This window comes from Algimonas arctica (genome assembly GCF_014652695.1).
Classification (GTDB): Bacteria; Pseudomonadota; Alphaproteobacteria; order Caulobacterales; family Maricaulaceae; genus Litorimonas; species Litorimonas arctica.
This window is the reverse complement of record NZ_BMZH01000006.1, coordinates 132,743-156,192: the sequence shown is the minus strand read 5'-3', so window position 1 is coordinate 156,192 and position 23,450 is coordinate 132,743. Positions and strand designations below refer to the sequence as shown.

General features: G+C 54.7%; 23 protein-coding genes and 1 tRNA gene. 13 read left to right on the top strand and 11 right to left on the bottom strand.

The annotated features are described in order from the left end of the window. Positions 1-167 precede the first annotated feature (167 nt). Positions 168-1,232, top strand: coding sequence for an MBL fold metallo-hydrolase (locus tag IE105_RS09080; protein ID WP_189497671.1), 1,065 nt, complete (start codon positions 168-170; stop codon positions 1,230-1,232). Positions 1,233-1,383: 151 nt separating this feature from the next. Here IE105_RS09080 and hisS read toward each other — a convergent pair whose 3' ends face one another. The 3 genes from hisS to hpf all read right to left on the bottom strand — a co-directional run bounded on the left by hisS (position 1,384) and on the right by hpf (position 4,189). Then, positions 1,384-2,868: a histidine--tRNA ligase gene (gene hisS, locus IE105_RS09075; protein ID WP_189497669.1), complete on the bottom strand. Its 1,485-nt coding sequence runs from the start codon at positions 2,866-2,868 to the stop codon at positions 1,384-1,386. Between the two features lie 93 nt (positions 2,869-2,961). Beyond that, positions 2,962-3,441 carry a PTS sugar transporter subunit IIA gene (locus IE105_RS09070; protein WP_189497667.1) on the bottom strand — a complete coding sequence of 160 codons (480 nt, stop codon included), beginning with the start codon at positions 3,439-3,441 and terminating at the stop codon, positions 2,962-2,964. A 166-nt stretch (positions 3,442-3,607) separates the two neighbouring features. Further along, the gene (gene hpf / locus IE105_RS09065; protein ID WP_189497665.1) at positions 3,608-4,189 is read right to left on the bottom strand and encodes a ribosome hibernation-promoting factor, HPF/YfiA family; all 582 of its coding nucleotides are present in this window, start codon (positions 4,187-4,189) and stop codon (positions 3,608-3,610) included. Positions 4,190-4,322: 133 nt separating this feature from the next. Between hpf and IE105_RS09060 the strand changes: the two genes are divergently transcribed. After that, positions 4,323-5,102 carry a TspO-related membrane protein gene (locus IE105_RS09060; RefSeq protein ID WP_189497663.1) on the top strand — a complete coding sequence of 260 codons (780 nt, stop codon included), beginning with the start codon at positions 4,323-4,325 and terminating at the stop codon, positions 5,100-5,102. A gap of 9 nt (positions 5,103-5,111) precedes the next feature. Here the strand turns inward: IE105_RS09060 and IE105_RS09055 are convergent, their stop codons facing one another. Genes IE105_RS09055 through IE105_RS09045 form a run of 3 tightly spaced genes read right to left on the bottom strand, consistent with a single transcriptional unit; the run spans position 5,112 to position 8,142 of the window. Continuing rightward, the gene (locus tag IE105_RS09055; RefSeq protein ID WP_189497661.1) at positions 5,112-5,594 is read right to left on the bottom strand and encodes a DUF805 domain-containing protein; all 483 of its coding nucleotides are present in this window, start codon (positions 5,592-5,594) and stop codon (positions 5,112-5,114) included. After that, positions 5,591-7,333 (bottom strand): methionine--tRNA ligase, encoded by a 1,743-nt coding sequence (gene metG / locus IE105_RS09050; protein ID WP_189497659.1) that lies wholly within the window; start codon positions 7,331-7,333, stop codon positions 5,591-5,593. Before metG ends, IE105_RS09055 begins: the two co-directional genes overlap by 4 nt. A gap of 11 nt (positions 7,334-7,344) precedes the next feature. Next, entirely contained in the window at positions 7,345-8,142 is a 798-nt protein-coding gene (locus tag IE105_RS09045) for a CPBP family glutamic-type intramembrane protease (protein ID WP_189497657.1), read from the bottom strand. Positions 8,143-8,245: 103 nt separating this feature from the next. Here IE105_RS09045 and IE105_RS09040 point away from each other — a divergent pair, with 103 nt between their 5' ends. The 6 genes from IE105_RS09040 (at position 8,246) to IE105_RS09015 (ending at position 12,296) form a co-directional block, all read left to right on the top strand. Further along, positions 8,246-8,683 (top strand): DUF1761 domain-containing protein, encoded by a 438-nt coding sequence (locus tag IE105_RS09040; protein ID WP_189497654.1) that lies wholly within the window; start codon positions 8,246-8,248, stop codon positions 8,681-8,683. A gap of 77 nt (positions 8,684-8,760) precedes the next feature. Next, positions 8,761-8,836 (top strand) — tRNA-Thr (locus IE105_RS09035). 405 nt (positions 8,837-9,241) lie between these two features. Next, entirely contained in the window at positions 9,242-10,708 is a 1,467-nt protein-coding gene (locus IE105_RS09030) for a PAS domain-containing sensor histidine kinase (RefSeq protein WP_189497652.1), read from the top strand. Continuing rightward, on the top strand, positions 10,701-11,093 hold the full coding sequence (locus tag IE105_RS09025; protein WP_189497650.1) for a response regulator: 393 nt from the start codon (positions 10,701-10,703) through the stop codon (positions 11,091-11,093). The genes IE105_RS09030 and IE105_RS09025 overlap by 8 nt, the downstream gene beginning before the upstream one ends. Positions 11,094-11,170: 77 nt before the next feature. After that, positions 11,171-11,593 (top strand): response regulator, encoded by a 423-nt coding sequence (locus tag IE105_RS09020; RefSeq protein WP_189497648.1) that lies wholly within the window; start codon positions 11,171-11,173, stop codon positions 11,591-11,593. Between the two features lie 100 nt (positions 11,594-11,693). Continuing rightward, a complete protein-coding gene (locus IE105_RS09015) occupies positions 11,694-12,296 on the top strand; it encodes a YqaA family protein (protein ID WP_189497646.1) in 603 nt (200 codons plus the stop codon). Here IE105_RS09015 and IE105_RS09010 read toward each other — a convergent pair. From IE105_RS09010 to IE105_RS09000, 3 genes are all read right to left on the bottom strand, one after another. Further along, positions 12,293-12,793 (bottom strand): hypothetical protein, encoded by a 501-nt coding sequence (locus IE105_RS09010; protein WP_189497644.1) that lies wholly within the window; start codon positions 12,791-12,793, stop codon positions 12,293-12,295. The two genes, IE105_RS09015 and IE105_RS09010, sit on opposite strands and share 4 nt — an antisense overlap. 226 nt (positions 12,794-13,019) lie before the next feature. Further along, on the bottom strand, positions 13,020-14,441 hold the full coding sequence (gene glnA, locus IE105_RS09005) for a type I glutamate--ammonia ligase (protein ID WP_189497642.1): 1,422 nt from the start codon (positions 14,439-14,441) through the stop codon (positions 13,020-13,022). A 60-nt stretch (positions 14,442-14,501) separates the two neighbouring features. Next, a complete protein-coding gene (locus IE105_RS09000; RefSeq protein ID WP_189497639.1) occupies positions 14,502-14,840 on the bottom strand; it encodes a P-II family nitrogen regulator in 339 nt (112 codons plus the stop codon). 434 nt (positions 14,841-15,274) lie between these two features. Here IE105_RS09000 and IE105_RS08995 point away from each other — a divergent pair, with 434 nt between their 5' ends. The 3 genes from IE105_RS08995 to IE105_RS08985 all read left to right on the top strand — a co-directional run bounded on the left by IE105_RS08995 (position 15,275) and on the right by IE105_RS08985 (position 20,789). Beyond that, positions 15,275-17,560, top strand: a complete 2,286-nt coding sequence (locus IE105_RS08995; RefSeq protein ID WP_189497637.1) for an NADP-dependent malic enzyme — start codon at positions 15,275-15,277, stop codon at positions 17,558-17,560. A gap of 319 nt (positions 17,561-17,879) precedes the next feature. After that, on the top strand, positions 17,880-19,217 hold the full coding sequence (locus IE105_RS08990; RefSeq protein WP_189497635.1) for an MATE family efflux transporter: 1,338 nt from the start codon (positions 17,880-17,882) through the stop codon (positions 19,215-19,217). 75 nt (positions 19,218-19,292) lie between these two features. Then, on the top strand, positions 19,293-20,789 hold the full coding sequence (locus tag IE105_RS08985) for a 4-hydroxyphenylacetate 3-hydroxylase family protein (RefSeq protein WP_189497633.1): 1,497 nt from the start codon (positions 19,293-19,295) through the stop codon (positions 20,787-20,789). 3 nt (positions 20,790-20,792) lie between these two features. Here the strand turns inward: IE105_RS08985 and ppa are convergent, their stop codons facing one another. Next, positions 20,793-21,317: an inorganic diphosphatase gene (gene ppa, locus IE105_RS08980; protein ID WP_189497722.1), complete on the bottom strand. Its 525-nt coding sequence runs from the start codon at positions 21,315-21,317 to the stop codon at positions 20,793-20,795. A gap of 253 nt (positions 21,318-21,570) precedes the next feature. Between ppa and IE105_RS08975 the strand changes: the two genes are divergently transcribed. Together IE105_RS08975 and IE105_RS08970 are read left to right on the top strand one after the other, a co-directional pair. Continuing rightward, positions 21,571-22,134, top strand: coding sequence for a peroxiredoxin (locus IE105_RS08975; protein ID WP_189497631.1), 564 nt, complete (start codon positions 21,571-21,573; stop codon positions 22,132-22,134). Beyond that, positions 22,134-22,661, top strand: coding sequence for a carboxymuconolactone decarboxylase family protein (locus tag IE105_RS08970; protein WP_189497629.1), 528 nt, complete (start codon positions 22,134-22,136; stop codon positions 22,659-22,661). Before IE105_RS08975 ends, IE105_RS08970 begins: the two co-directional genes overlap by 1 nt. Before the next feature lie 113 nt (positions 22,662-22,774). Here the strand turns inward: IE105_RS08970 and IE105_RS08965 are convergent, their stop codons facing one another. Beyond that, positions 22,775-23,401 carry a LysE family translocator gene (locus tag IE105_RS08965; RefSeq protein ID WP_189497627.1) on the bottom strand — a complete coding sequence of 209 codons (627 nt, stop codon included), beginning with the start codon at positions 23,399-23,401 and terminating at the stop codon, positions 22,775-22,777. Positions 23,402-23,450: the final 49 nt, after the last annotated feature.

Below are 23,450 nucleotides of genomic sequence, written 5' to 3'. Positions count from 1 at the left end.
CCAATCCGTCAACGCGGCACATGACAAAAGAGACATTCAGACACCGTTCAGGCCCATTCCCCTACCCCATAGTTAGGCCAGTAAAACGGTCTTTCTCTTTTCGACTAGGCTCAAACGCTTGCGTTTGGGCCTTTTTTTTGGTTCGGTTCATTTCGGGAACCTTGAGTATGAAAAAAATTATCGCCATTGGCGTCATTCTGCTTTTAGCCGGGCTCGCAGCCTTACGCTTTGCGCATACGGTTCTCGTCCCCAACCGGTTCGAGGCCTTGGCGCAAGAGCTTGTTGGGACAAACACGACAGCTGATTTTGACGATGGTCTTTATGTCTTTATTGGGGGGGCGGGCGCCCCCATACCGGATCCCCTGCGAAACGGCCCGACCTTGGGAATTCTAGCGGGCGATAAGGCCTTCATTATCGATGCGGGTAGCGGAGGATTTCGCAATCTCCTTCAAATGGGTTTTCCGGTTGATAAAATCGATAATATCTACCTGACCCATCTCCATTCCGACCATATTGACGGCTTGGGCGAGGCCCTCATGCTGAGTTGGATCAACGGTCGACGCGATACACCGCTGCCCGTGACAGGGCCGCGCGGCACAGAAATTGTCACGGACGGTTTTATGCAAGCCTACCGGCTCGATTCACAACATCGGACTGAGCATCACGGTGTGGCCGTTGCGAACCCGAGCGGATTTGGCGCACAACCCATTGAAATCGACGGGCTAGACAGTCAGGTTTTACGCGATGAAGGCGGTTTGAAAATCACAGCGTTTACGGTTGACCATGCGCCCGTCAAAGGCGCGTTTGGCTATCGGATCGATTATAAAGACCGATCCATCGCGATCTCTGGCGATACCGTCTATTCCCCAAATTTGATCGCCCAGTCCCAAGGCGTCGATGTTCTCTTTCACGAAGCGTTGAACACCGACATGGTCGCGACATTAGGCGCCGCCGCTGAAAAGAATGGGGCCGTGAGCCTCGCAAAAATTATGGCGGATATCCCCGATTATCATACAAGCCCGCATGACGCGGCGCGCGCCGCGACCGAAGTCGACGCCAATGCGCTCGTGCTTTATCATATTATTCCGCCGCTACCGGCAAAAGCCCTCAACAAGATGTTTCTCGGTGATGCCGTCGACGTTTATGACGGTCCGATCACCGTATCGCGGGATGGGACGGTGATCAGCTTACCGAGCGGCTCAGATGCTGTGAGCTATGACAATAGGCTCTAGCCGCAAACCTCACAAACTTGTCAGATAGTGGCCACATTGCTGTCACGATCGACAGTCTATGAGAGGCTGTCCCTACCCTGGGCGGCCTCCACGTCTTACCTCTCCCATGGCGACTTGCGAGGCCGCCATCCTTTTAATGCGCCGTCTTTTTCTATTCGTCTGCCATCATTTCACGGATCGCGGCGACGGCATTCTCGCGACTGACTGTTTGTTGCGCCGGGCGGGCCGATTTCCATTCTTCATTCGTCTCAATCGCCTTCGCCATTTCTGCGCCCAGGACGAGGTCTTTCAGCGTCACCTGCCCGGCCTGCGCTTCTTCAGAGCCAATAAGGACGGCAAGTTTAACGCCGCGACGGTCAGCATATTTCATCTGTTTCGTGACATTGCCGGACCCGGTAAAGACTTCCGTACGAATACCAGACGCGCGTAACTCGGCCGCGAGTTTAAAATATTCCGGCAAGAGAGACTTATCGAAAACCGTGATGAGCACAGGCGGTTGAGCCTCCGATTGCAACGCCTCCATCCGCTCTAGGGCGGAGACGAAACGAGACACCCCGAACGAAAACCCTGTCGCCGGGACGGGTTGCCCACGGAAGCGCGAGACCAAATCATCATATCGGCCACCGCCCCCGATGGAACCGATCCTAACGGGGCGACCTTTACGGTCCGTAATTTCCGCCAGCAGTTCCAGTTCAAACACGGGCCCTGTGTAATAGCCAAGTCCGCGCACCACTGAGGTATCAAAGCTAACCCGTTCTGGGCCGAAGCCTGTTGCGGTCAGAAGTCGGTCAATTTCTGCCAATTCATCGACACCCTGCTTGCCCCGATCTGACGAGCCGACAAGACCCGACAGGGTCGCTATCGTCGTTTCCCGGTTTGCATCGGACGCGGTCGTAAACCCAAGCACGGCTTTGATCCCTGCGGAATTAAGCTTTGCGCCCTCTGTATAGTCTCCGCTCTCATCCTCACGACCGTCGCCGAGTAAGGCTTCGACGCCTTCCTCGCCAAGGCGATCAAGCTTATCGATCGCGCGCAGGACTTGTAACCGTTGCACAGCGCCAGCTTCGGTATTCGGTACGTCTGAGGCTTCGAGAATACCGTCGAGCAATTTGCGGTTATTGACGCGCACGGCATATTGATCATCGCGCAGCCCCGCCGCTCGGGCGATTTCTGCTGCGACCATAATCATTTCCGCGTCAGCCACGGCGCTGCCAGCCCCGACCGTATCCGCATCACATTGCGTAAACTCACGGAATCGGCCCGGCCCCGGTTTTTCGTTCCGAAAGACTGAACCCGCTTGGTAGCGCCGATAAGGCTTGGGCAGCGCATCATAATTTTCAGCCACGAACCGGGCCAGCGGCGCGGTCAGATCATAGCGGAGGCTGAGCCATTGCTCATCATCATCTTGCAAAGCGAAAACGCCGACATTGGGTCTGTCTTCATCGGGCAGGAACTTCCCGAGCGCATCCGCATATTCAAACGCCGGGGTCTGGAGGGGTTCGAACCCAAAGCTATCATAAACTGCGAACGCCTTGGCGATGAGCGCGCTCTCCGCCCGGATCACATCCGACGGACGATCCTCGAACCCTCTGGGGCGACGTGCTTTGGGGCGGAAGGGTTTGTTCTTTTTAGCCATGCGTCGCGCCCTAGCGGGCGTGGCGAAAAGCGGCAAGCCCGTCAAACGTCAGATTATCACGCCGCAAGCGAAATTCAGCCGCTGCGGCTAAGCTTATGCGGCGGCGCTAGCCGTTTCATCAGCCAAGATCGCATATAGCGCTTCGGACGTCGGCGCAGAGCGCAAACGCTGTCGGGTTTCCGGGCGGCGCAACAGGCGCGAAACGCGGGCGAGTGCGCGCAAATGCGCCCCGCCGCAATCGGCGGGCGCAAGCAGAAAGCAAACTAAGTCAACCGGACGCCCATCAATCGCGTCAAATTCCAACGGCTCAGCCAGACGGGCAAAAGCCGCAACGACACGGTCCATGCCTTCCATGCGCGCATGCGGCAGAGCAACGCCGTTTCCGACACCCGTCGATCCTAAACGTTCGCGTTCCGTCGCCGCCGTGACGACGTCCCGACAAACAACGCCTTTGGCGTCCAGCCCATAGGACGCAATCAATTTTTGTGTGATCTCGCGGAACAACTGCTTTGAACTCGTTACCGCGAGGTCGCAAAGCATTGTATCGGCGCTGAATAAGGCGCTGTCGGTCATGACGTTAATCTCTAGGGTCCAGTCGACACGTGGAGGACGTGTCCTAAAATACACTCCATCTCCCGACAGTCTGCCGGACTTGGATGGAACGGAGCGTGTCTTACAGCCTGCTCCGCTTTGGAACAAGCCCACCCAGCAGATGCCATTTACAGGGTTATTTTGGACCTCAATCTGAGTTTTTAGGGTCAATCCACCCGATATGGCCGTCTGGACGCTTATACACGACGTTTAGACCACCGTGGCGGGAATTATAAAAGACCACTAAACCTGAGTCGGCCAAACCGACTTCCAGGGCCGCCATTCCCGGCGTCAGGGTCCGAATACGTCCAAGGCTTTCAGCGATGACCATCGGTTCATCAGAAATCGGACCGTCATCATCGCTCTCATTCTCCGGCGCATTTCCCGCAGGATTATGCAGCACGAACAAAGCGGCCTCCTTGGCTTTTGCTTTTTGGCTATGATCCTTGAGCCGACGTTTGTAACGGCGCAGACGTTTTTCGATGTGATCAAGCGCTTCATCGGACGCGGGATAAGCTTCCTGCCCGCGGCCTTCGCCCTCGAAGGAGGATCCGGTTGGCAAATGGACAGAGACGATTGTCTTAAAGCCTGTGCCTTCGCGAGACACAGACACCTGCGCCTCCCCTTCCCTGTGTATATACTTATCCATCATCTCTTCGAGCCGGTCTGATATGCGCTCTTCGAGAGCTTTTGAAACATCAATGCCTTTGGAAACGATCTGGATTTGCATAAACGGCCTTTCGAAGCGTTACGTAGATCTCAGCTGTAGCACATTGAGCCGAACGAGGGAAAAAAATTCAGAACAAACGCAATAAATGTGAAAGAAAACAGACACTTTTTAGGTTCACCTACGTAACATAAAGATGGAAACCAAACTTGTGACCCCTTCAGACCTCCTGCGGCAGAGTGCCAATCTCGTTTTGGCTCCCGCCATGTGGATCCTCTCCTCACTCGGGTTCGTCATGGACGGCGCACGCACAGCGGGCGAGTTTTCTGACATGAGCGACAATCTGTTGGTCCCGTCCGGCCCCGCCTTTTCGATTTGGTTTCCGATATTTGTGCTCTGCATCGCGTACGGCGTTTTTCAGGCGCTGCCCCGAAACAGCGCACGGGAGGTTTTCCGCGCCACAGGCTGGTGGAGCGCAGCCGGTTTCGCCTTTATTTGCGGCTGGGCGCTCATTACCGCCTTTGCTCCGATGGCTATGGTCCAATGGGGATCGGCGCTGATCTTCATTCCCGCTGTGGCCGCGTTGATCGTAGCGATGATTAAAATCACGGCCCGAAATGGTGAATCGAACCGGGCGGAGCGCATGATGAGTTGGCTTCCGATTAGCCTGATCGCCGGGTGGTGTAGCTTGGCGGTTTTCCTCAATTGGACACCCATAGCTTACGATATATTCGCGGGCGGCACGGCGAACCTAACCAGCAGCTTGCTGATACTGATTGCGGCCCTCGGGCTCATCGTGTGGGTCTGCCGCCACTCACAGAGCAACAAAGCCTATGTGTTTCCGACGGTCTGGGGACTCGCGTGGTTGGCCGGGCGGCATCTCACAGGTCCAGAAGTGCCCGTGATTGGCTGGACAGCTCTTATCGGCATTCTGCTTTTGACCGTGACGGCCTTCGTAAAGCCGCGCGTCAGATAAAAGCCGCTCTCAGAAAATATCGGGCCCACGACTTAATTTATCCGGACCATAGCGGTTTGCCCCGCGCGTGCCCGGAAAGATGAACCAGACGAGTTGAATCAAGCTTGAGAACGGAATCAACGTGCCTGCAACTAAAAACAGGATATGCAACCAGCCCGGCTTTCCCATATCCTGAAACCGCCGCCACGAGATCGATATATCGGGGATAAGCGTTAAAATCGCAAAGACGATCCCCGCGGTCAGCGCGAATTTACTTAGCGACGGCAGCGGACCAATATCAAAATCATCCAAACTCTGCGGTTGCGTCGCCAGCCACTCCAAGAGCAGTTCCGCCTTATCGGGGCCCAGACCTGCGACGAACGTATAAAGAAGCGCGAAATAGACGATAAAGACGAACAGACGCGTCCACCAATAGTCCGCCCGAGTCGAGCGACTTCGAAAATCAAACGCCTGATGAATCCAATTATAGAGGGCAACATTGGGCGGCGTCATTCTACGGGTCCCCCTCCGCCGAACTGTGCCGTCCATGCGGCGACTTCATCATCTTCGATCTTCGCAAACAAGACGTCCGGTGAGGTTATACGCAAACCGACAGGTAAGCCTGTCTCCCAGCCTTTAAAGCCGGACCAGCCCCGGTGTTTATCGGGAATACCCAAAGCGTCGAGAATATTGTCGGCGGCATTGGGAATAATGGGTTGTGCGATAATGCCAAAGAGAGCCGCGAGATTAAGGCCCATCCGCACCCCGACGGCGGCTTGATCAACATCGGTTTTATAATGCGTCCACGGGGCCGCGCGGGTGAGATATTCATTCCCCGCCGCCCAAATAGCGCGCATTTCACTGAGCGCCTTGCGGAACTCCCGCGCTTCGAAATAGGAGACCATCAGGGCGAGGCGCGTATTCACTTCATCCACGACCCAGGCTTCGTCTTCGCCCGCTTCGCCGCCATCCGGAACGGCGGCGTCAAATTTTGACGCGGTATATTTTGTGATCCGGTTGACGAAATTGCCGAGCACATTGGCAAGGTCGGAATTGACAGAGGATTGGAATTCTTCCCACGTAAAGGCCGCGTCAGAGCCTTCCGGCGCGTTGGCCATCAAATGCCAACGCCATGTATCGCTCGGCGCCAACGCAATCGCCTGATCCATAAAGACGCCGCGTTTGCTCGAGGTCGAAAATTTCCCGCCATACCATGTCACCCAATTGAACGCTTTGAGCGTATCGACCAGTTTCCACGGCTCACCAGAACCCATCAGGGTCGTCGGGAAAGACAGCGTGTGGAAGGCGACATTATCTTTGCCCATAAACTGCACATAGGTGGTCTCATCTGCGCCTTTGTCCGTGCGCCACCATTTTTCCCACTCACCGCCCGTTTCAGCCGCCCAATCCTGCGTCGCGCCAATATAGGCGATGGGGGCGTCGAACCACACATAGTATACTTTGCCGTCGAAACCGGGGCGAGGATTACCCTCGACATCCACAACCGGAATACCCCAATCCAGATCCCGAGTAATCGACCGATCCAGCAAGCCTTCGTCGAGCCATTTAAGCGCAATCGATGTCGCCAGCGCCGGCCAGCTCGTCTGCTCATTCACCCAACCGCGCAGCCTGTCGCTCATGTCGGATTGTTTCAGATATAGATGTTCGGTCTCGCGGATTTCAACATCATGGCTACCCGACACAGAACTATAGGGATCGATCAGGTCAATCGGGTCAAGGAGCTTGCCACAATTATCGCATTGATCGCCACGCGCGGCCTCGAACGCGCAATTCGGACAGGTGCCTTCGACATAGCGGTCCGGGAGGTAGCGCCCATCGGCATTGGAATAGACCTGTTTAGAGATGCGCGCTTCGATCAGGCCGTTTTTCTCTAACGTGCTGGAAAAGCTTTGCGTCAGCGCCGCCGTCGCGGGTGAGGAGCTGCGCCCGAACCAATCATAGGATAGATCAAACGCGGCGCCGCTTTCGCGCTGGGCCTCGTGCATCTGGTCACAATAGGCTTTGACCGTTATGCCCGCTTCGGCCGCCGCCAACTCCGCAGGCGTCCCATGTTCATCAGTCGCGCAAATATAGAGCACGTCATGCCCCAACAAGCGCATCACGCGGGCGTAGACATCCGCAGGTAACATCGACCCGGCCAGATTGCCGAGGTGTTTGACCCCATTGATATAGGGCAAGGCCGACGTGATCAGGATGCGTTGTTGTGTTTGGGGTGTCTGTGTGTCGCTCATAGAGCGGGCGTCTAGGCAGCTACGGACGCAACGACAAGGGTTAGTGCTAGCGGATGTGTAAGGATCGCGGCGGTATCAACCGTCGGGGCCAGCGATGTCGACATCAGAAACACACCAATCAAGACCAAATTATAGAGGGCATGAAAGACGATCGCCTGCATCAACCCGAACCGCATCCGCACATATCCCAAAATCAAAGCGACCAAAAATTGCGGGAGAATCGCGAGCAACATAATCGGCGATGAGAGGCCCCCCTCGTAATTCGCCATGTGCAACATCGCGAATAATAGCGCAGAGCCATAGAATGAGACTGGGAATAAACGCCAACGCGCCGCTTTTTGTGCCGACGGAGGCAGCGACGCAAATTGCCGGGCAACACCGACAACGAGGATCGCGAGCCCCGCAGCGATCACAAAGCTTACAACGGGTGACATATCCGCGGTGACCGCTGAGCCAATGGCGAACAGCGACACCAAAATCGGCAAGCCCAAAATACACGCCCGGCGTCCGCCAAGCCAGCTGCGAAACACGACTTCTTCAATGATCGGCGCGAGAAGCACGCCGTAAAGTAGTAACATCGCGGGACTGGCTTGCCCGATAGTCTCATTGGCGTTTTCCGGCACGTCGCCGTTAACAGCAGCAATGATGGCCCCGACGACGCCCCCGACAATAATCATCAGTGCGAGACTAAAAAACAGCAGTTGCACGAGGTGTTTAAGCTGCGGTTCGCCCATCCGGTCTTTACCGGCCGGAAAATAAGGGCGCCGGATAAAGGCGAGCATAGAGCCGATGGAATAGCGCGTGGACATGGGCGGGCGCTAACGCTGTCCCCGCGCCCACGCAAGGGATGGCTTCGGCTCATGTCCAAAATATGCTATGATTATGGAAGGGGCGATTATCCGGGGGAACAATATGCCGAAAATTTTTAACACTTCTTGGATCGCGGTGATTGTCGCGACAGTTGCTTTTTTCATGTTCGGATGGCTGTGGTACGGCATGCTCTTCGAAGAGGCCTGGCTTGCGGCTGAAGGCATCACGCAAGAAATCGCCGAAACCCGCATGGCCGACACGGGTATGGGACAATGGTTGTTCTTCGCGCTTTTGATCACGTTTGGGCAGGCTGTCGGTTTACTGATGGTGCTGCATCTCGCAGGCGCCAAGCGGATAGCGACCTGCTTGACATATGCGTTCTGGCTCGTCGTGACGATTGTCGGCCCCGTTCTCGCTTATCAATGCGTCTATTCTGGCTACTCATTATCCGGGTTTTTGCTCGACTTCGGGCATATGCTCATCGGCTATCTCATCATGGCCGCGATCTATGCCGCATTCCGGGGCCGAACCGCCAACTGAAGACAATGTGAAAAAATCTGAAAAGACGACTTGTAGCCGCGCGGAAACAACCGTAAAGGCGCGCGGCTACCGAGCATGCCCCTATAGCTCAGCTGGTAGAGCACCTGATTTGTAATCAGGGGGTCCGCGGTTCGAGTCCGTGTGGGGGCACCACTCTTTTCAATGACTTAGCAGGTTGTTGGGGGATGTGTAGAAATCGATAGCAACCACATAGCAACCACCAAAATTTACCGGCCCTCATATTGATCGAGCATCCTCGCCGTCATTGCTGGAAACCCATAAAAAATGAATCACTTGGCTCAATTGCGAACGAAAACCCCGCCCTTGTGATCGTAATGGAAATTTTGAATGTCCGTCGTCAGCGCTCATGGCACAGATTTGAGCCTGGGCTAAGAGAGACTTTTTGCTCATCTAGTATCTCGTGGAGAGACAGATGAGACCAGCTAGAACGACGTCCGGAGAGTGGACGATCAAAGACATCAAGGCCGCGATGTCTGACGTTAGGCTCACCTTAAGATGCTGCCGCCTAGGATGAAAATCTCCCCGCGGAAGTCCGGAATGATAGATACGTTAAACTCCATCCTCGATACGCATCCCGACCTCATCTGTCGGATGGATAAAGAATTGAACTTTACCTATGCCAATGAGGCTGCTGCGACCTTTTTCCTAATGTCCAAAGACGCGCTCATAGGGACCCACCTATTTTTGCGATCAGAGGAAAAACAACATGAAGTCATCAAGTCTGTTTTAGGAAACATATGCCCGGAATCACCTAGTGTGACGTCACTCCAGCGCATTGATCGACCCGCGGGTCCACAATACGTCCTGTTTACAATTATCGGCCTCTATAGCGACGAAAACGTCTTGCAAGGCTACCAATCTGTCGGGCGGGACGTGACCAGCAAAACACTCCTTGAACACCAAGTTGCAGCGCAGACAAAGGCGCTGGATGCTGTGCATGTGGAATTGCGATCTGTCCTGGACACAGTCCCCTCCCTCATTTGGTACAAAGACGATAAGAATAAAATACTTCGCCTCAATCAGGCCGCTGCCGCATCAATGGGAATGACGGTAGAGGAGGTTGAGGGTAAAAACACGTATGACTTGTTTGGTGAAGCGGCCAAAGACTATCATGACGCTGATTTAAGTGTGTTCAATTCAGGGAAGGCGATCCGCGGTTTGGTCGAACCCTTCACCCCGGATAGTGGCGAACAACTCTGGGTCCAATCCGATAAAATCCCCTTTACAGACGGCGAAGACGGGCCCCGCATTCTTGTTGTGTCAACCGATATCACGGAATTGAAGGAACAAGAAGCGACCCTAAAATCCATAAATAAGAATTTGGATGATTTTGCGTCACTCGCATCACATGATTTGCAAGCCCCCTTGCGCAAGATTGGGATATCCGCCGAATTGATGCAATTGGAACTGGGCGACGCCCTACCTGCTGAAGCAACCGCCTATTTCGACGATATTGCCGCAGGTGTGAACCACATGCGACAGCTCATCAAGTGCTTCTTAAAATTCATGCGCGCGTCACCTGAAGGCGTCGATCTCGGGCCTGTTAATCTGAATAACGTCCTGCGACAGGTTGCGAATAATGAACAAGGGCATCTCGACGAAACGGGTGGCTCACTCATACTTCCCGACGCTGAAATCTATGTGCGCGGCGACAATGCTCTGCTGGCACAAGTCTTTACCAACCTTGTGAGTAACGCGATCAAATACCGCTCAGAGAGACGGCTCGTCGAGATAGAAATTACAGCTGAAACAGAGAAGCAATATTGGGTAATTTCGGTACGCGATAATGGGTTAGGAATCGACCCTAGTTTCGCGGATCAAGTCTTTGACCTATTCGGTCGAGCAAAACCGTACTCTGAAATCGAAGGGTCAGGGGTCGGCTTGGCTTTATGTCGCCGTATTATCACTTTACATGGCGGAACAATTGAGCTCATTGAAACGGGTAACGCCGGAAGTTGTTTTCAAGTTAAACTTTTCCGGGCAAGGAGGCCGAACGATGGATAAGGTACTCATAATTGATGACAGTGATTTTGATCGTAAAATGATCAAGAAAGCGATCGCGTTTAAAGATGACAGTCTTGAGTTTACCGAACTATCCAGCGGAAAATCCGTCGCTGCCTTGATTGCCCTAGAAACCCCCAAAATAGCTATCATCGACATTCGTATGCCGGGCATGGATGGGTTTGAGGTGCTCGACGTCATCCGATCCAATCCTGATTTGTGTGACTTGCCGGTCCTAATGGTTTCAGGGTCTGAACAGCCTGAAGACCGGGAGATGGCGACAGCGCACGGCGCGAGCGGTTATTTTGTCAAACCGCCCTCTGCAGCAGACTATTTCTCGCTTGGGCGTGATATTTATGACCAATACCTATGCGGAACGAGCAGCTAAATCGATAATTCAAGACATTGTTAACGCTGATGACGGTTGCCATTCGTAAACAGGCGTCAAATCCTTAATACGGGCCTATGGCTTCTGATTTTTCTGTCTTTAATGTCCTCCTCATTGATGACGAAATTGAAGAGTTAGAGCTTATCAAACGGATTTTCAGAGCGCTGACACACACCCCCATTCGCGTCGATCATGCCTACAAATGCAGTGAAGCAGTTAACTTCCTACAGCGCCATCCCTATGACCTTGTGTTGTTGGACAACCACCTATCAGGAAATATTTCAGCTGAGTTTTCAGCCCCCTTCATTGTCTCCGCGTTCAAAACTGAGACGGTTGCAATTATCTCTAATGATATTCACCACGCCTATCTAAGCGACCCTAAAAGTCTTGGCGTTGACCATGTCATCGATAAAGCCAAAATTATCCCCTTCCTTCGCGATCAACATGCGCTCAAGGTGGAGGCTGAAGCCAGGAATATTAAAGCGGCCGTCAATCACTAAGGCCTTCTGCAGAGGCGCTTTTTTTCGAACAAAGTCGACCTGCTATTTACGACAGAATTTTCTTTACGCTCCCTACACTTACGACCACTAGTCCGGTCCTATGAAGGGTCGTCTCGCATTTCTTGAACGCTGGTATGAAGGGGTGAAGGTTGCTGCCCGTCACCGCCATGCCGAACGCATCTTTGCCGGCGTGTGTTTTGTGGAAAGTTCGTTTTTTCCGATCCCGCCAGACATTATGTTGATCCCGATGGTCCAAGCGTCCCCGGAAAAGGCGTGGCGACTGGCCACGATCGCGACGATATTCTCCGTCCTCGGTGGCATTTTAGGTTATATTATTGGCATGCTATTGTTCGATGTCTTGGCCATGCCGTTGCTCGAACATTTAGGCAAAGCCGATAGCGTCCGAGATTTTTCAAATCGGGTGGAGCAATATGGCGCGCTCGCTGTCTTCGGCGCGGGGTTGACCCCCTTCCCCTACAAAGTCATCACAATCATGAGCGGGGCGCTCAAGATCAATTTTGCCGTGTTTATGGCCGCCTCTGTCATGTCTCGGTCCCTGCGCTTCTTTCTTGTGGCGTGGGTTGTGAAAGCCTTTGGCCCCAAAGCCGAAGAGATTATGAAAACGCATTTTGGCTGGTTTTCAGTGGGCCTCTTTATCCTGCTCGCCGGGCTCTATTGGCTCTATATGGCGCTGATGCATTAATTCCCGGATTGCATCGACAGCGGCATGGCCTGTCCAATGGCAATATCCTTATCCACTGACAGACCCAATGTGCCGACAGGACCATTCGTCCAATGACGGCGACCACGCGGCCAGTGACCGCCATAGCCATAGGGTTGATAACCCCAAGACGGTCGCCCCGTGTCGGTCGGGCCATACACATTGCGCAGGTTGCGAAGCGAGCGCCTCGCGTCGAGGAATTCACGGACGTCCCCATCCCCCGCGCCCCGATCACGGACAGTTGCAAAATCAAGCCGCGCACGCGCTAAATCGACTCGTGCTTCGGCTTCGCGAATATCATTCAGCTGCGCCAGCTGTGAGCGGTAAATGTGATTAGCCTGACCCGCAGCAACCATGCCCGGCGTTGCCCCGTCGATTGCCGCGAGTTCGCCGGCTATTGGACGCTCCGCATCGGGTAACGACGCACAAGCGCTCAGCATTAAAGCGGTGAGACAACTCAGGAATAGGGGGCGGCGCATCGGCAATCTCCTTTCGTTTCGCTTGGCTGACAGCGCGGCGGATGGCAAATCAACTTTGTGGCAGCTAGGCTTCGACCAAGAAAAAGGCCGCTCCGGGTAATCGGGGCGGCCTTAAATTTAAATCTGCGATATTTGATTGGCTCCCTTTGGGGCGCCTGACGTGCTGACGCAGTTTGTGACGGATCGCCTCGCGCTCCTTAGGTCCCTTTCGGGGACTCAAACCTGCTTAACACTTATAATACATATCAAATTCGACCGGATGTGGGTGCATGGCAAGGCGGTGCACTTCTTCCATTTTCATTTCGATATAGGCGTCGATTTGGTCATCATCAAACACATTGCCGGCTTTCAGGAAGTCGCGGTCACTATCGAGATTTTCGAGCGCTTCGCGCAAAGAGCCACAAACTTGTGGAATGTCTTTGGCTTCCTCTGCCGTCAATTCGTAGAGATCAATATCCATCGGATCGCCCGGGTGGATCTTGTTCTTAATCCCGTCGAGACCCGCCATCAGGAGCGCTGTGTAAGTCAGGTACGGATTGCCCGCTGGATCAGGGAAACGCGCTTCAAGGCGTTTGCCGTTGCGTGACGCCGTCCACGGAATACGAATGGAAGCGGAGCGGTTCCGGCTGGAATAGGCCAACATGACGGGCGCTTCGAAGCCCGGCACCAGACGCTTGTAAGAGTTTGTCGACGCATTGGCGAACGCGTTGATCGCTTTCGCGTGTTTGATCACGCCGCCGATATAATAGAGGCATTCGTCGCTAAGGCCAGCATAGCCGTCACCCGCGAAGAGCGGCTGTTTGTCTTTCCAGATCGACATATGAACATGCATGCCAGTGCCGTTATCATTATGAACGGGCTTGGGCATAAATGTCGCGGATTTGCCGTAAGCATGCGCCACATTATGCACGATATATTTGTAGAGCTGCATATTGTCGCCCATCTTCAAGAGCGTGTCGAACTGCATGCCTAATTCGTGCTGAGACGGGGCGACTTCGTGGTGATGTTTCTCAGGACGCAAACCAAGTTCACTCATGATGGAAAGCATCTCAGAGCGCATATCCTGCTCATGGTCGATTGGTGGGACGGGGAAATAACCGCCCTTAGGACCCGGACGGTGCCCCATATTGCCGCCGGCATATTGTGTATCGGAATTGTAAGGCCCTTCGACACTGTCGAACTGATAGCCTGTTTTATGCTGTGATGTGTCCCAGCGAACGTCATCGAAAACAAAGAATTCAGCTTCAGGACCAAAATAGACTTCGTCGCCAACATTGGCCGAACGCATATAGTTCTCAGCTGACTTCGCCGTGCCGCGAGGATCGCGATTATAGGGCGTGCCGTTATCAGGCTCGAGGATGTCACAGAAGATCGCCATCGTATCTTGCTGATAAAATGGGTCCATCTTGGCCGTGCTGGCATCAGGCATAAGCACCATGTCGGACTCATTGATGGCTTTCCAACCCGCAATCGACGACCCATCAAACATTGTGCCGTCTGCAAACAAGTCTTCATTCACCAAATCGGAATGGAAAGTAACGTGCTGCATTTTCCCCTTCGGGTCTGTGAAGCGAAGATCGACGAAGCTAATCTCTTCGTCTTTAATTGTCTTGAGCACGTCGCTCGCAGTGATTGCCTTGTCAGCCATGTAATGTCCTTATCCCGAAAGGTTCTGTTTATGGAGAGGGTCGTTTAAAGTGTGACGCGTCTAAAGCGCGGCATCACCTGTTTCGCCGGTACGGATACGGATCGCTTGCGCCACATCGGAGACAAAGATTTTGCCGTCACCAATTTTGCCGGTCTTCGCCGCTGTCTGGATGGCTTCGAGTGCCGCTTCGACTTGATCGTCGGCAATCACGAGTTCCAATTTCAATTTGGGCAGAAAGTCGACAACATATTCTGCGCCGCGGTAAAGTTCCGTATGGCCTTTTTGCCGACCGAAGCCTTTGGCTTCGAGAACGGTCATGCCTTGCAAGCCTATTGCCTGCAGCGCCTCCTTCACTTCGTCCAGCTTGAACGGTTTGATGATCGCTTCGATCTTCTTCATGATTGTCCCTTCCAGTCGATAGCTCCAGCCGTGTGTCACTCTGACATAGAGTAACAGCGGGAGCCTAGGTCTCACTGTCCATGCGGTTTAGGGCGTGATGAGTCGAGACGACGCCCAGCCGTTAACGTGTCCATACCCTGATAGCCGGAAAATCGCACATATTTCAACCGCCCCAACGAAGTCGCGCTGCAAACTTGTGCGGATCGCTTTTGCAATAGCAGTTGCACGCGGGGTGTCATGCGTTAAAGCCCGCCTATCGTTGCTGGATCGGTCCGAGCGACGGGGATGTTCGCGACTGCAGTTCATCCACCGCGGACCGTGAAATGCGGTGATCCTTGGCCCGGTCAGGCCACAACATAATGTCGGACTCACAGGTTCGACTTCACGCATCAAACCCGCTGTTCGCGACTGCAGTTCACCGGGCGGAGATAAACATGTCCAAGCTCACCCCGCGCCCCCCTAAGAAGCCCTATATAACAGACGAGCAGGCGCTTCGCTTCCACTCCCATCCGACCCCCGGCAAAATTTCGATGATGCCGACGAAACCTATGGCGACGCAACGCGATCTCAGCCTCGCTTATAGCCCCGGCGTCGCGATCCCCGTCGAAGCCATCGCGGCGAACCCGGACTCAGTTTACGACTATACCTCCAAAGGCAATACGGTCGCCGTGATATCCAACGGCACGGCTATTCTTGGTCTCGGCAATTTGGGCGCAGCGGCGTCCAAACCCGTTATGGAAGGTAAAGCCGTTCTATTTAAACGCTTCGCCGATATCGATAGTTTCGATATTGAGGTCGAAGAAGTCGAAGCCGAACCTTTCATCGAATGTGTCAAACGCATCGGCAATAGTTTCGGCGGCATCAATCTCGAAGATATCGGTTCGCCTGAATGTTTCATCATTGAGCAAGAACTTCGCGATCTCCTCGACATTCCGGTCTTTCACGATGACCAACATGGGACTGCGATCATCGCGACAGCGGGCTTGATAAACGCTGCGCACCTGACCGGACGCGAATTTAAAAACATGAAGGTCGTGCTTAGCGGCGCTGGCGCGGCAGGTCTCTCGGTGCTCAACCTGATCAAGAGCCTAGGTGTTCAAGATGAAAATTGCCTCGTGCTCGATAGTAAGGGCGTGATCTTTCAGGGCCGCACTGAATATATGGACCAGTGGAAGGCACCGCATGCTGTCGACACGGATAAGCGCACTTTGGCCGAAGCCATGGTTGGCGCCGATGTGTTCCTTGGTCTTTCGGTCGCAGGCATCGTTAATCAGGACATGATTAAGTCTATGGCGCCCAATCCGATCATTTTCGCAATGGCCAATCCAGACCCAGAAATTTCGCCTGAAGATATTAAGGCTGTTCGCGATGACGCGATCATTGCCACGGGCCGTTCTGATTATCCCAATCAGGTCAATAATGTTCTCGGCTTCCCCTATATTTTCCGCGGGGCGCTGGATGTGCGCGCGCGCAATGTAAATGAGGAAATGAAGCTGGCCTGCGCCCACGCGCTCGCCGATCTGGCGCGCCAAGATGTGCCCGAAGAAGTCGCCGCCGCCTATCACGGAAACCGTCCAAAATATGGTCCGGAATATATTATTCCGGCCCCGTTTGACCCGCGCCTCATCAGCGAAATCCCACCTTACGTCGCCCAAGCTGCGATGGATTCCGGCGTCGCGCGCAAACCCATTGAAGATATGGAAGCCTATAAACGGTCCCTCGCACGGCGTCAGGACCCGACGGCGGCGATCCTGCAAGGCATAACCGCGGCGGTTTGCGAAGAACCCAAAACCATCGTCTTTGCCGAAGGCGAAGAGCCCGCCGTCATTCGGGCCGCACAATCATTCCAGCAACGGGGTCTGGGCAAAGCCATTCTGATTGGCCGCGAAAAGCCGATTTACGACAATATGAAACTGCTCGGCATAGAAAACCCGGAGAGCTTAACTGTGCTCAATGCCCGTCTGTTTGACCGCAATGCAGAGTTCACAGAATATCTCTATTCCCGCCTGCAACGCCGCGGCTTCCTACGCCGTGACGCGCAGCGGCTCGTCAATAATGACCGGAACGTGTTCTCAGCCTTGCTGATGCATCACGGTCTCGCAGACGGCATGGTATCGGGCGTCACCCGGTCCTACGATGTTGTGCTGCGCGACGTCCGTCTTGTGCTCAACCACCGTAAACGTGAACGCACTATGGGCGTGTCCGTTGTCGTCAACAAGCAACGCACATTGTTTATTGCCGATACCAACGTCACCGAATTGCCCACGGCTGAGGATTTGGCTGATATTGCCGAAACAACCGCCGCTTTCGCCCAGACATTTGGGTTTGAGCCGCGCGTGGCCATGTTGTCCTACTCGACCTTTGGTAACCCCGTCGGCGAACGGATGCTCAAAGTCCGTGAAGCGGTTGCAATTTTGGATGAGCGAGACGTTGATTTTGAATATGAAGGCGACCTTGCAGCCGATGTCGCGCTCGATCCATTGCACACACTGACCTACCCGTTCTCGCGCCTCACAGACGCCGCCAACGTGCTGGTCATGCCTGCCATCCACTCCGCCAGCATCTCGACCAAATTGCTGGATGCCGTGGGCGGCGCGACTGTGCTCGGGCCGTTCCTAACGGGCCTCGAAAAACCCGTGCAGATTTGCTCACTCGGCGCGGCCGCGTCTGAGATTTTGCAAATGGCGACCTTGGCGGCTTACGCGCCAACGCATGACTAAGGCACAGCGGCTTCAGGGTTGATCTGAGCCGATCTCGAACCGTGCGAGCGTGGACCCGGATTGGATAAAGTCTTATCTCTGGTCCCCTCCGCTGAATTAGAACCCTCCCCCATCATGGGGGAGGTCGACGACTGCCGTCAAAGCCCATCGCAAACCGCGCGAACGACAGGCGCAGAACTCTAACCCGCATGTCTATCCCGTGCCACGCTCCCTGTTGTCTCTCACGGACACGCGCCGAAGCAGGAGCAGGACACTTGTCTTGAAACCTGACCCGCGCGCTGTGCTTGGTTCCGCCCGACCTTCCCTCTAAAGCCTCCCAATGTCGTCACCCTCAATTCCTCTAACCGCCCGCGCTGTGTTTGGCCAAAGCTGGCCGATCATGCTGGCCAATGCGGCCGCCCCTGTGGTCGGGTTGGTCGACACATTCGTCGTCGGTCGGTTTGTTGGCACCCAAGCGCTCGCCGGAATTGGCCTCGGCGCTGTCATCTACGGCATCGTCTATTGGGGCTTTGGGTTCCTGCGCATGAGCACGGCCGGGCTCGCAGCGCAGGATGCCGGGGCGGGCGATATCGCCGGCGTGCAAGGCCATATTTTACGGGCTATCCCCTTGGGATTGTTGATCGGCACCCTCGTCTTTGCGCTACAGATGCTCCTGCTCCCGACTGCGTTTGCCATCTTCACTGCGTCGCCCGCATTAGAGGGGGAAGCCGCCACCTATATTCAAGCCCGGCTCTGGGGACTGCCAGCGACTCTCGGCACGATTGCCCTGATGGGATGGTTCGTCGGGATTAGTCGCGCGGGGCTGGCGCTGCAGCTGCAGTTGGTTTTGAACCTCGTCAACATTATCCTGTCACCCCTGTTCGTGATCTGGCTCGGCGCGGGGCTTTACGGGGTTGGGCTTGCCTCCGCGCTAGCCGAATGGGCGGGATTCGCGATGGGGTTGATGTTGATGCGCCGCGAGTTCACGCGCCGTGGCGGTCTCCAACCGGGCGTCGTCACCCGCGCCAACCTGCTCAACCCGACACAACTCCGCAGGCTCGGTGTTGCCAATTCGAACATTTTTGTGCGGACGATCACCTTGACCATTGGCTTTAATTTCTTCGGTAATGCCGCGGCGACCGAAGGCAGTCTGTTCATGGCGGCCAACCATATCCATTTACAGCTCATCACCATGAGCGCGCTCGTGCTTGATGCGTTCGCGCATACGGCAGAAGCTGTGACGGGCGCGGCCTACGGCGCCAAAGACCGGATGCGGTTCAATCGGGCCGTTATGCTGACGACACGGTTCTCAGCCCTATTTGCCTTTATCATTGGCGGCTTGATTTTCTTGGGCGGTCCGTTCTTGATCGATGCGTTGAGCGCTGACCCGGCCGTGCGTGAGATGGCGCGCACTTACCTGCCTTATGCCGCCTTGGCCCCGATTATCGGTTTCGCAGCCTATCAGATCGACGGAATTTTTATCGGGACGACCCGGACAGCAGAGATGCGTAATGCCGGGATTGCGTCGGTTGCTATTTATATAGCCGCACACTTTGCTATCGTTCCACATTTTGGCGCGGCAGGCATTTGGATCGCATTTTTAATCTATTACGCCGCGCGCGCCATGACCCTGGCCGTCTATATTCCGCGTATTTTGCGCCATTTGGGGCCATCATAGGCGTGTTGATTCCAGCCACTCAGGACGGCGGACGACGCTAATGTGCTAAGACTTCCTGTAAATGGGAGAACGATCATGCGCACAGCCACATCCAGCTGGGACGGAATTCCGGTCATCAAAACGGGCGACGATTATGTCGAAAGCCTGCGGGGGCGTGATCTGGATGTCTATCTATTCGGGGACCGTCTCGTTGAGCCTGTCGATCACCCCATCGTCCGGCCGAGCATTAATGCGCTCAAGATGAGCTATGACCTCGCCATCGCCGATCCGGAGTTGGCGACCGCGCATAGCGATCTGATTGATGCGCCCGTGAACCGGTTTTTGCATATTGTTGGCTCCCCCGCTGATCTCGTTGCCAAGAATAAGATGCAACGCCGCATGGGACAATTAACAGGGACGTGTTTCCAACGCTGCGCCGGACTCGATACGATCAGCGTGTTGCATTCCATCACTTATGACATCGATGCCAAACACGGCACACACTATCATGCGCGTTACTTGCGTTTCATGGCCGAGGCTCAACGCCGTAACATCGTCATTGGCGCAGGCATGACCGACCCAAAAGGCGATCGGTCCAAACGCCCGCACGAACAAGCCGACCCGGACCTCTTTATGCGAGTCGTGAAACGCGACGCAGAGGGGCTCTATGTGCGCGGGGCCAAAGCGCATATGACCGGCGGGCTCAACAGCCATTTCATCTGCGTCATGCCGACCATGAATATGACAAAGGACGACACGGACTATGCCGTTGTCGGCATGGTGCCGCTCACCGCCGAGGGGCTCACGTATATTTATGGCCGACAGAGCTGTGACATGCGGGCAATGGAAGACGGTGATATTGATGCGGGCAACGCGCGCTTCGGCGGCCAAGAAGTTCTCGTCGTTTTCGATGACGTTTTCATCCCGTGGGAGCATGTATTGATGGATGGGGAGCATGAGTTCGCGCAAGAGATGGTCGCCCGTTTCACCAGCTATCACCGCGCGTCCTATGTTTGCAAAACAGGGCTCGGCGATGTGATGGTCGGGGCGGCCGCATCAATCGCGCGTCAGAATGGCGCGGATCACGCCAGTCACATTAAAGACAAGCTGGTCGAGATGACCCATTTGAACGAGACGATTTATTCCAGCGCCATCGCGTCATCGCATGAGGCCACCCAGCTTGAGTCTGGAATTTTCATGAATGATTCCATGCTAGCCAATGTCTGCAAGCATAATGTCACGCGTTACCCGTATGAAATTTCACGATTGGCGCAAGATCTTGCGGGCGGTCTGATGGTCACTCTGCCGTCTGATGCGGATTTCAAAAATCCAAAGACAGGCCCCCTGCTCGACAAATATCTGCAAGGGCGAAGCAATCGTCCGGTAGAGGACCGTCGCCGCATGCTTCGCTTAATCGAAAACATGACATTGGGCCGGAACGCGGTCGGCTACCTAACCGAGTCATTGCACGGCGCCGGGAGTCCGCAAGCCCAACGCATTCAAATCTTACGCGGTATGGAGGTCGATAAAAAAATCGACCTCGCTGAGCGGCTCGCGGGGATTGAGGCTGACCCCAAAGACGCGGGCGAATAGCGGTTATTTAAACGCGGCAACGCCGGCGCTAATCATTTCCCGGGCTTTGTCGATATCGCCCCAACCCAGAACTTTAACCCATTTGTCCGGCTCCAAATCTTTATAATGAGCGAAGAAGTGCGGGATACGGTCTTGGAGCACCTGCGGGAGGTCGCGGTAGGTTTCAATTTGATCGTAATAGCGCGTCAATTTGTGATGCGGCACGGCGACGATTTTCTCGTCCAACCCAGCCTCATCTTCCATCAACAAGACACCAACCGGGCGCGCCCGGACCACACAGCCCGGCATGAGCGCGCGCTGACCCACAACAAGAACATCCGTCGGATCGCCGTCATCGGACAGCGTGTGTGGGATGAACCCATAATTGCATGGGTAACGCATCGACGTGTAGAGAAACCGGTCAACGAACATCGCGCCGCTGGCTTTATCCAGTTCATATTTAATCGGCTCCCCGCCCAGCGGGACTTCGATCACAACATTAATATCGTGCGGGGGATTTTCCCCAGCGGGAATGGCGGACAGGTTCATAATATTTCTTTGCGTATCAAAGGTATTAGCGCGCGCCGCATAGTCTCCGACAGCGTAATCCGCAAGCCCCACTCACGCCTCTTAACTGTGCACGCTGTCCCATTCATGACCCTTCGGCGGCACCTATGAAAGCGATTGGAACAAACGATTGGTCGAGCCGTTTCAGTGGGTCTAGGGGCGCGCCGTGACCGCTGAATGATCAGCGTTCAAAGGCTTTAAAATAGACTCACCTTGTCAAAGAAAGACAAATTCCATGATTAAAATCGGCGATAAACTTCCCGAATTCTCTCTGACCGCCGTCGACGGAAAACCGTTTGACCAAATCAATATCAACAATGTTTTTACCACCGTGTCTAATGCTGATCTGGCTGGTAAATGGACGGTATTGTTCTTTTATCCCAAAGACTTCACTTTCGTTTGCCCCACTGAAATCGCGGCTTTTGGCGACTTGAACGAAGAATTTGCAGACCGCGATGCCGTCCTGCTGACCGCCTCCACGGATAGCGAGTTCACCCACTGGAACTGGCGCAAGCACCAAGAGGAGTTGCGCGATCTGCCGATTCCTATGCTCGCCGACATTAAGCGTGAACTGACGACAGCGCTTGGCATTCTCGACGAAGCCGAGGGCGTGGCCCAACGCGCGACCTTCATCGCGGACCCGGACGGCGTTGTGCGCTTCATCTATGTCACGGACCTGAATGTTGGTCGTAACCCACACGAAGTTTTGCGCGTGCTGGACGCGTTGCAAACTGACGAATTGTGCCCGTGTAACTGGTCCAAAGGTGACGACGTCATCGACGTACAAAAAGCAGCATAATGGCCCTGTCAGAGCTTAAATCCGCCCTTCCGGATTATGCCAAGGACATCAAGCTCAACCTCGGTCGCGTTCTCGCGGCCGACGGGATGGACGGGTTGTCCAAAGAGGCAGTGGCAGGTGTCGCGCTCGCGTCAGCTTATGCGACGAAAAACGCCGCTGTCATTACCGCGATCACAGAAGAAGTGACGGCGTCTGACGCGCTTGTCGAAGCGGCCAAAGCCGCCGCGACCATTATGGCGATGAACAACATCTATTACCGCTTCACCCATCTCGTCTCGGATAACCAATATGCGAAAATGCCCGCCAATCTGCGCATGAATGTGATCGGCAATCCCGGCATCGACAAAGTCGATTTCGAACTGATGAGCTTGGCCGTGTCAGCGATCAATGGCTGCGGCATGTGTATGGACGCGCATGTCGCCGAAGTCATCAAAGGCGGCGTTAAACCCGCCGGTGTGCAGACAGCGATCCGTATTGGCGCAGTCCTGAGCGCAGCGGCGCAAGCGTTGGCAATTGAAAGCGTCTAAATTTACGTCCCAATGACGTTAATTCAAACGAAATGAGGCGCGATTTCGAGCGCGCCTTTTTTGTTAAGCCGTGCTCGCCGAGCTTTCTGTCAATTCTGTCCGTCTATCGGCTATCAGGCGAGAATGGCCCATACGCCGCTAACCGTCATCACCACCGCAATGATCCAGTTGAACACCCGCGCTGCGGTCGCATTTTGCAACTTCTCACGGATCCAGCGCGCGAACCCGGCATAGACGGCCAGCCCGCAGATTTCCGTCACCGTCACTGTCGCTAGCATGATCAAAAACTGCGGGACCATCGGTTTGTCGGCATCAAAGAAAACAGGCAGGAGCAAGCCGAAATAGACCAGCGGCATCGGGCTGCTGATCTGAAGGCCAATACCTTTGGCATAGAGTAACGAGCGTTTCGGGGCATCCGCGCTCCCGATACTCATATCCGGCGCAGGCCCAAAGGCGACGGACCCCGCCAGGTAAACAATAACGATTAAACCCAGCATTTTCAGCGCAAAGGTCACGGCCGGAAAAGTTTCCAGCAATGCGCCCGTCCCGGTCGCGGCCAAAATCAACCACAACACATTCGCCGTCGCAATCCCGAACGCCGCCAGCATGGCCGGGCGGAACCCGTAACGAAACGAACTGGCCATCACCAACATGACGGCCGGTCCGGGCGTAAGCCCGCCGGCGCCGAATAAAACGACGAGCTTCAACCAAACATCGAATTCCAACGCAAAACTCTCCATGTCGCGATTGCGATTAGCGCTAGCGCCCTAACAGCGCGCGCCCTATCTG

Bases quoted from the DNA above. Each gene is read 5' to 3' on its own strand.
- IE105_RS09030 (WP_189497652.1), top strand. From the start codon at position 9,242: ATGATAGATACGTTAAACTCCATCCTCGATACGCATCCCGACCTCATC.
- IE105_RS09000 (WP_189497639.1), bottom strand. From the start codon at position 14,840: ATGAAGAAGATCGAAGCGATCATCAAACCGTTCAAGCTGGACGAAGTG.
- IE105_RS08990 (WP_189497635.1), top strand. From the start codon at position 17,880: ATGTCGTCACCCTCAATTCCTCTAACCGCCCGCGCTGTGTTTGGCCAA.
- IE105_RS09055 (WP_189497661.1), bottom strand. From the start codon at position 5,594: ATGACGCCGCCCAATGTTGCCCTCTATAATTGGATTCATCAGGCGTTT.
- IE105_RS08985 (WP_189497633.1), top strand. From the start codon at position 19,293: ATGCGCACAGCCACATCCAGCTGGGACGGAATTCCGGTCATCAAAACG.
- IE105_RS09060 (WP_189497663.1), top strand. From the start codon at position 4,323: ATGGAAACCAAACTTGTGACCCCTTCAGACCTCCTGCGGCAGAGTGCC.
- glnA (WP_189497642.1), bottom strand. From the start codon at position 14,441: ATGGCTGACAAGGCAATCACTGCGAGCGACGTGCTCAAGACAATTAAA.
- IE105_RS09020 (WP_189497648.1), top strand. From the start codon at position 11,171: ATGGCTTCTGATTTTTCTGTCTTTAATGTCCTCCTCATTGATGACGAA.
- IE105_RS09080 (WP_189497671.1), top strand. From the start codon at position 168: ATGAAAAAAATTATCGCCATTGGCGTCATTCTGCTTTTAGCCGGGCTC.
- IE105_RS09045 (WP_189497657.1), bottom strand. From the start codon at position 8,142: ATGTCCACGCGCTATTCCATCGGCTCTATGCTCGCCTTTATCCGGCGC.
- IE105_RS08965 (WP_189497627.1), bottom strand. From the start codon at position 23,401: ATGGAGAGTTTTGCGTTGGAATTCGATGTTTGGTTGAAGCTCGTCGTT.
- IE105_RS09040 (WP_189497654.1), top strand. From the start codon at position 8,246: ATGCCGAAAATTTTTAACACTTCTTGGATCGCGGTGATTGTCGCGACA.
- IE105_RS09010 (WP_189497644.1), bottom strand. From the start codon at position 12,793: ATGCGCCGCCCCCTATTCCTGAGTTGTCTCACCGCTTTAATGCTGAGC.
- IE105_RS09070 (WP_189497667.1), bottom strand. From the start codon at position 3,441: ATGACCGACAGCGCCTTATTCAGCGCCGATACAATGCTTTGCGACCTC.
- IE105_RS08970 (WP_189497629.1), top strand. From the start codon at position 22,134: ATGGCCCTGTCAGAGCTTAAATCCGCCCTTCCGGATTATGCCAAGGAC.
- IE105_RS08995 (WP_189497637.1), top strand. From the start codon at position 15,275: ATGTCCAAGCTCACCCCGCGCCCCCCTAAGAAGCCCTATATAACAGAC.
- hisS (WP_189497669.1), bottom strand. From the start codon at position 2,868: ATGGCTAAAAAGAACAAACCCTTCCGCCCCAAAGCACGTCGCCCCAGA.
- IE105_RS09025 (WP_189497650.1), top strand. From the start codon at position 10,701: ATGGATAAGGTACTCATAATTGATGACAGTGATTTTGATCGTAAAATG.
- IE105_RS08975 (WP_189497631.1), top strand. From the start codon at position 21,571: ATGATTAAAATCGGCGATAAACTTCCCGAATTCTCTCTGACCGCCGTC.
- ppa (WP_189497722.1), bottom strand. From the start codon at position 21,317: ATGAACCTGTCCGCCATTCCCGCTGGGGAAAATCCCCCGCACGATATT.
- metG (WP_189497659.1), bottom strand. From the start codon at position 7,333: ATGAGCGACACACAGACACCCCAAACACAACAACGCATCCTGATCACG.
- hpf (WP_189497665.1), bottom strand. From the start codon at position 4,189: ATGCAAATCCAGATCGTTTCCAAAGGCATTGATGTTTCAAAAGCTCTC.
- IE105_RS09015 (WP_189497646.1), top strand. From the start codon at position 11,694: ATGAAGGGTCGTCTCGCATTTCTTGAACGCTGGTATGAAGGGGTGAAG.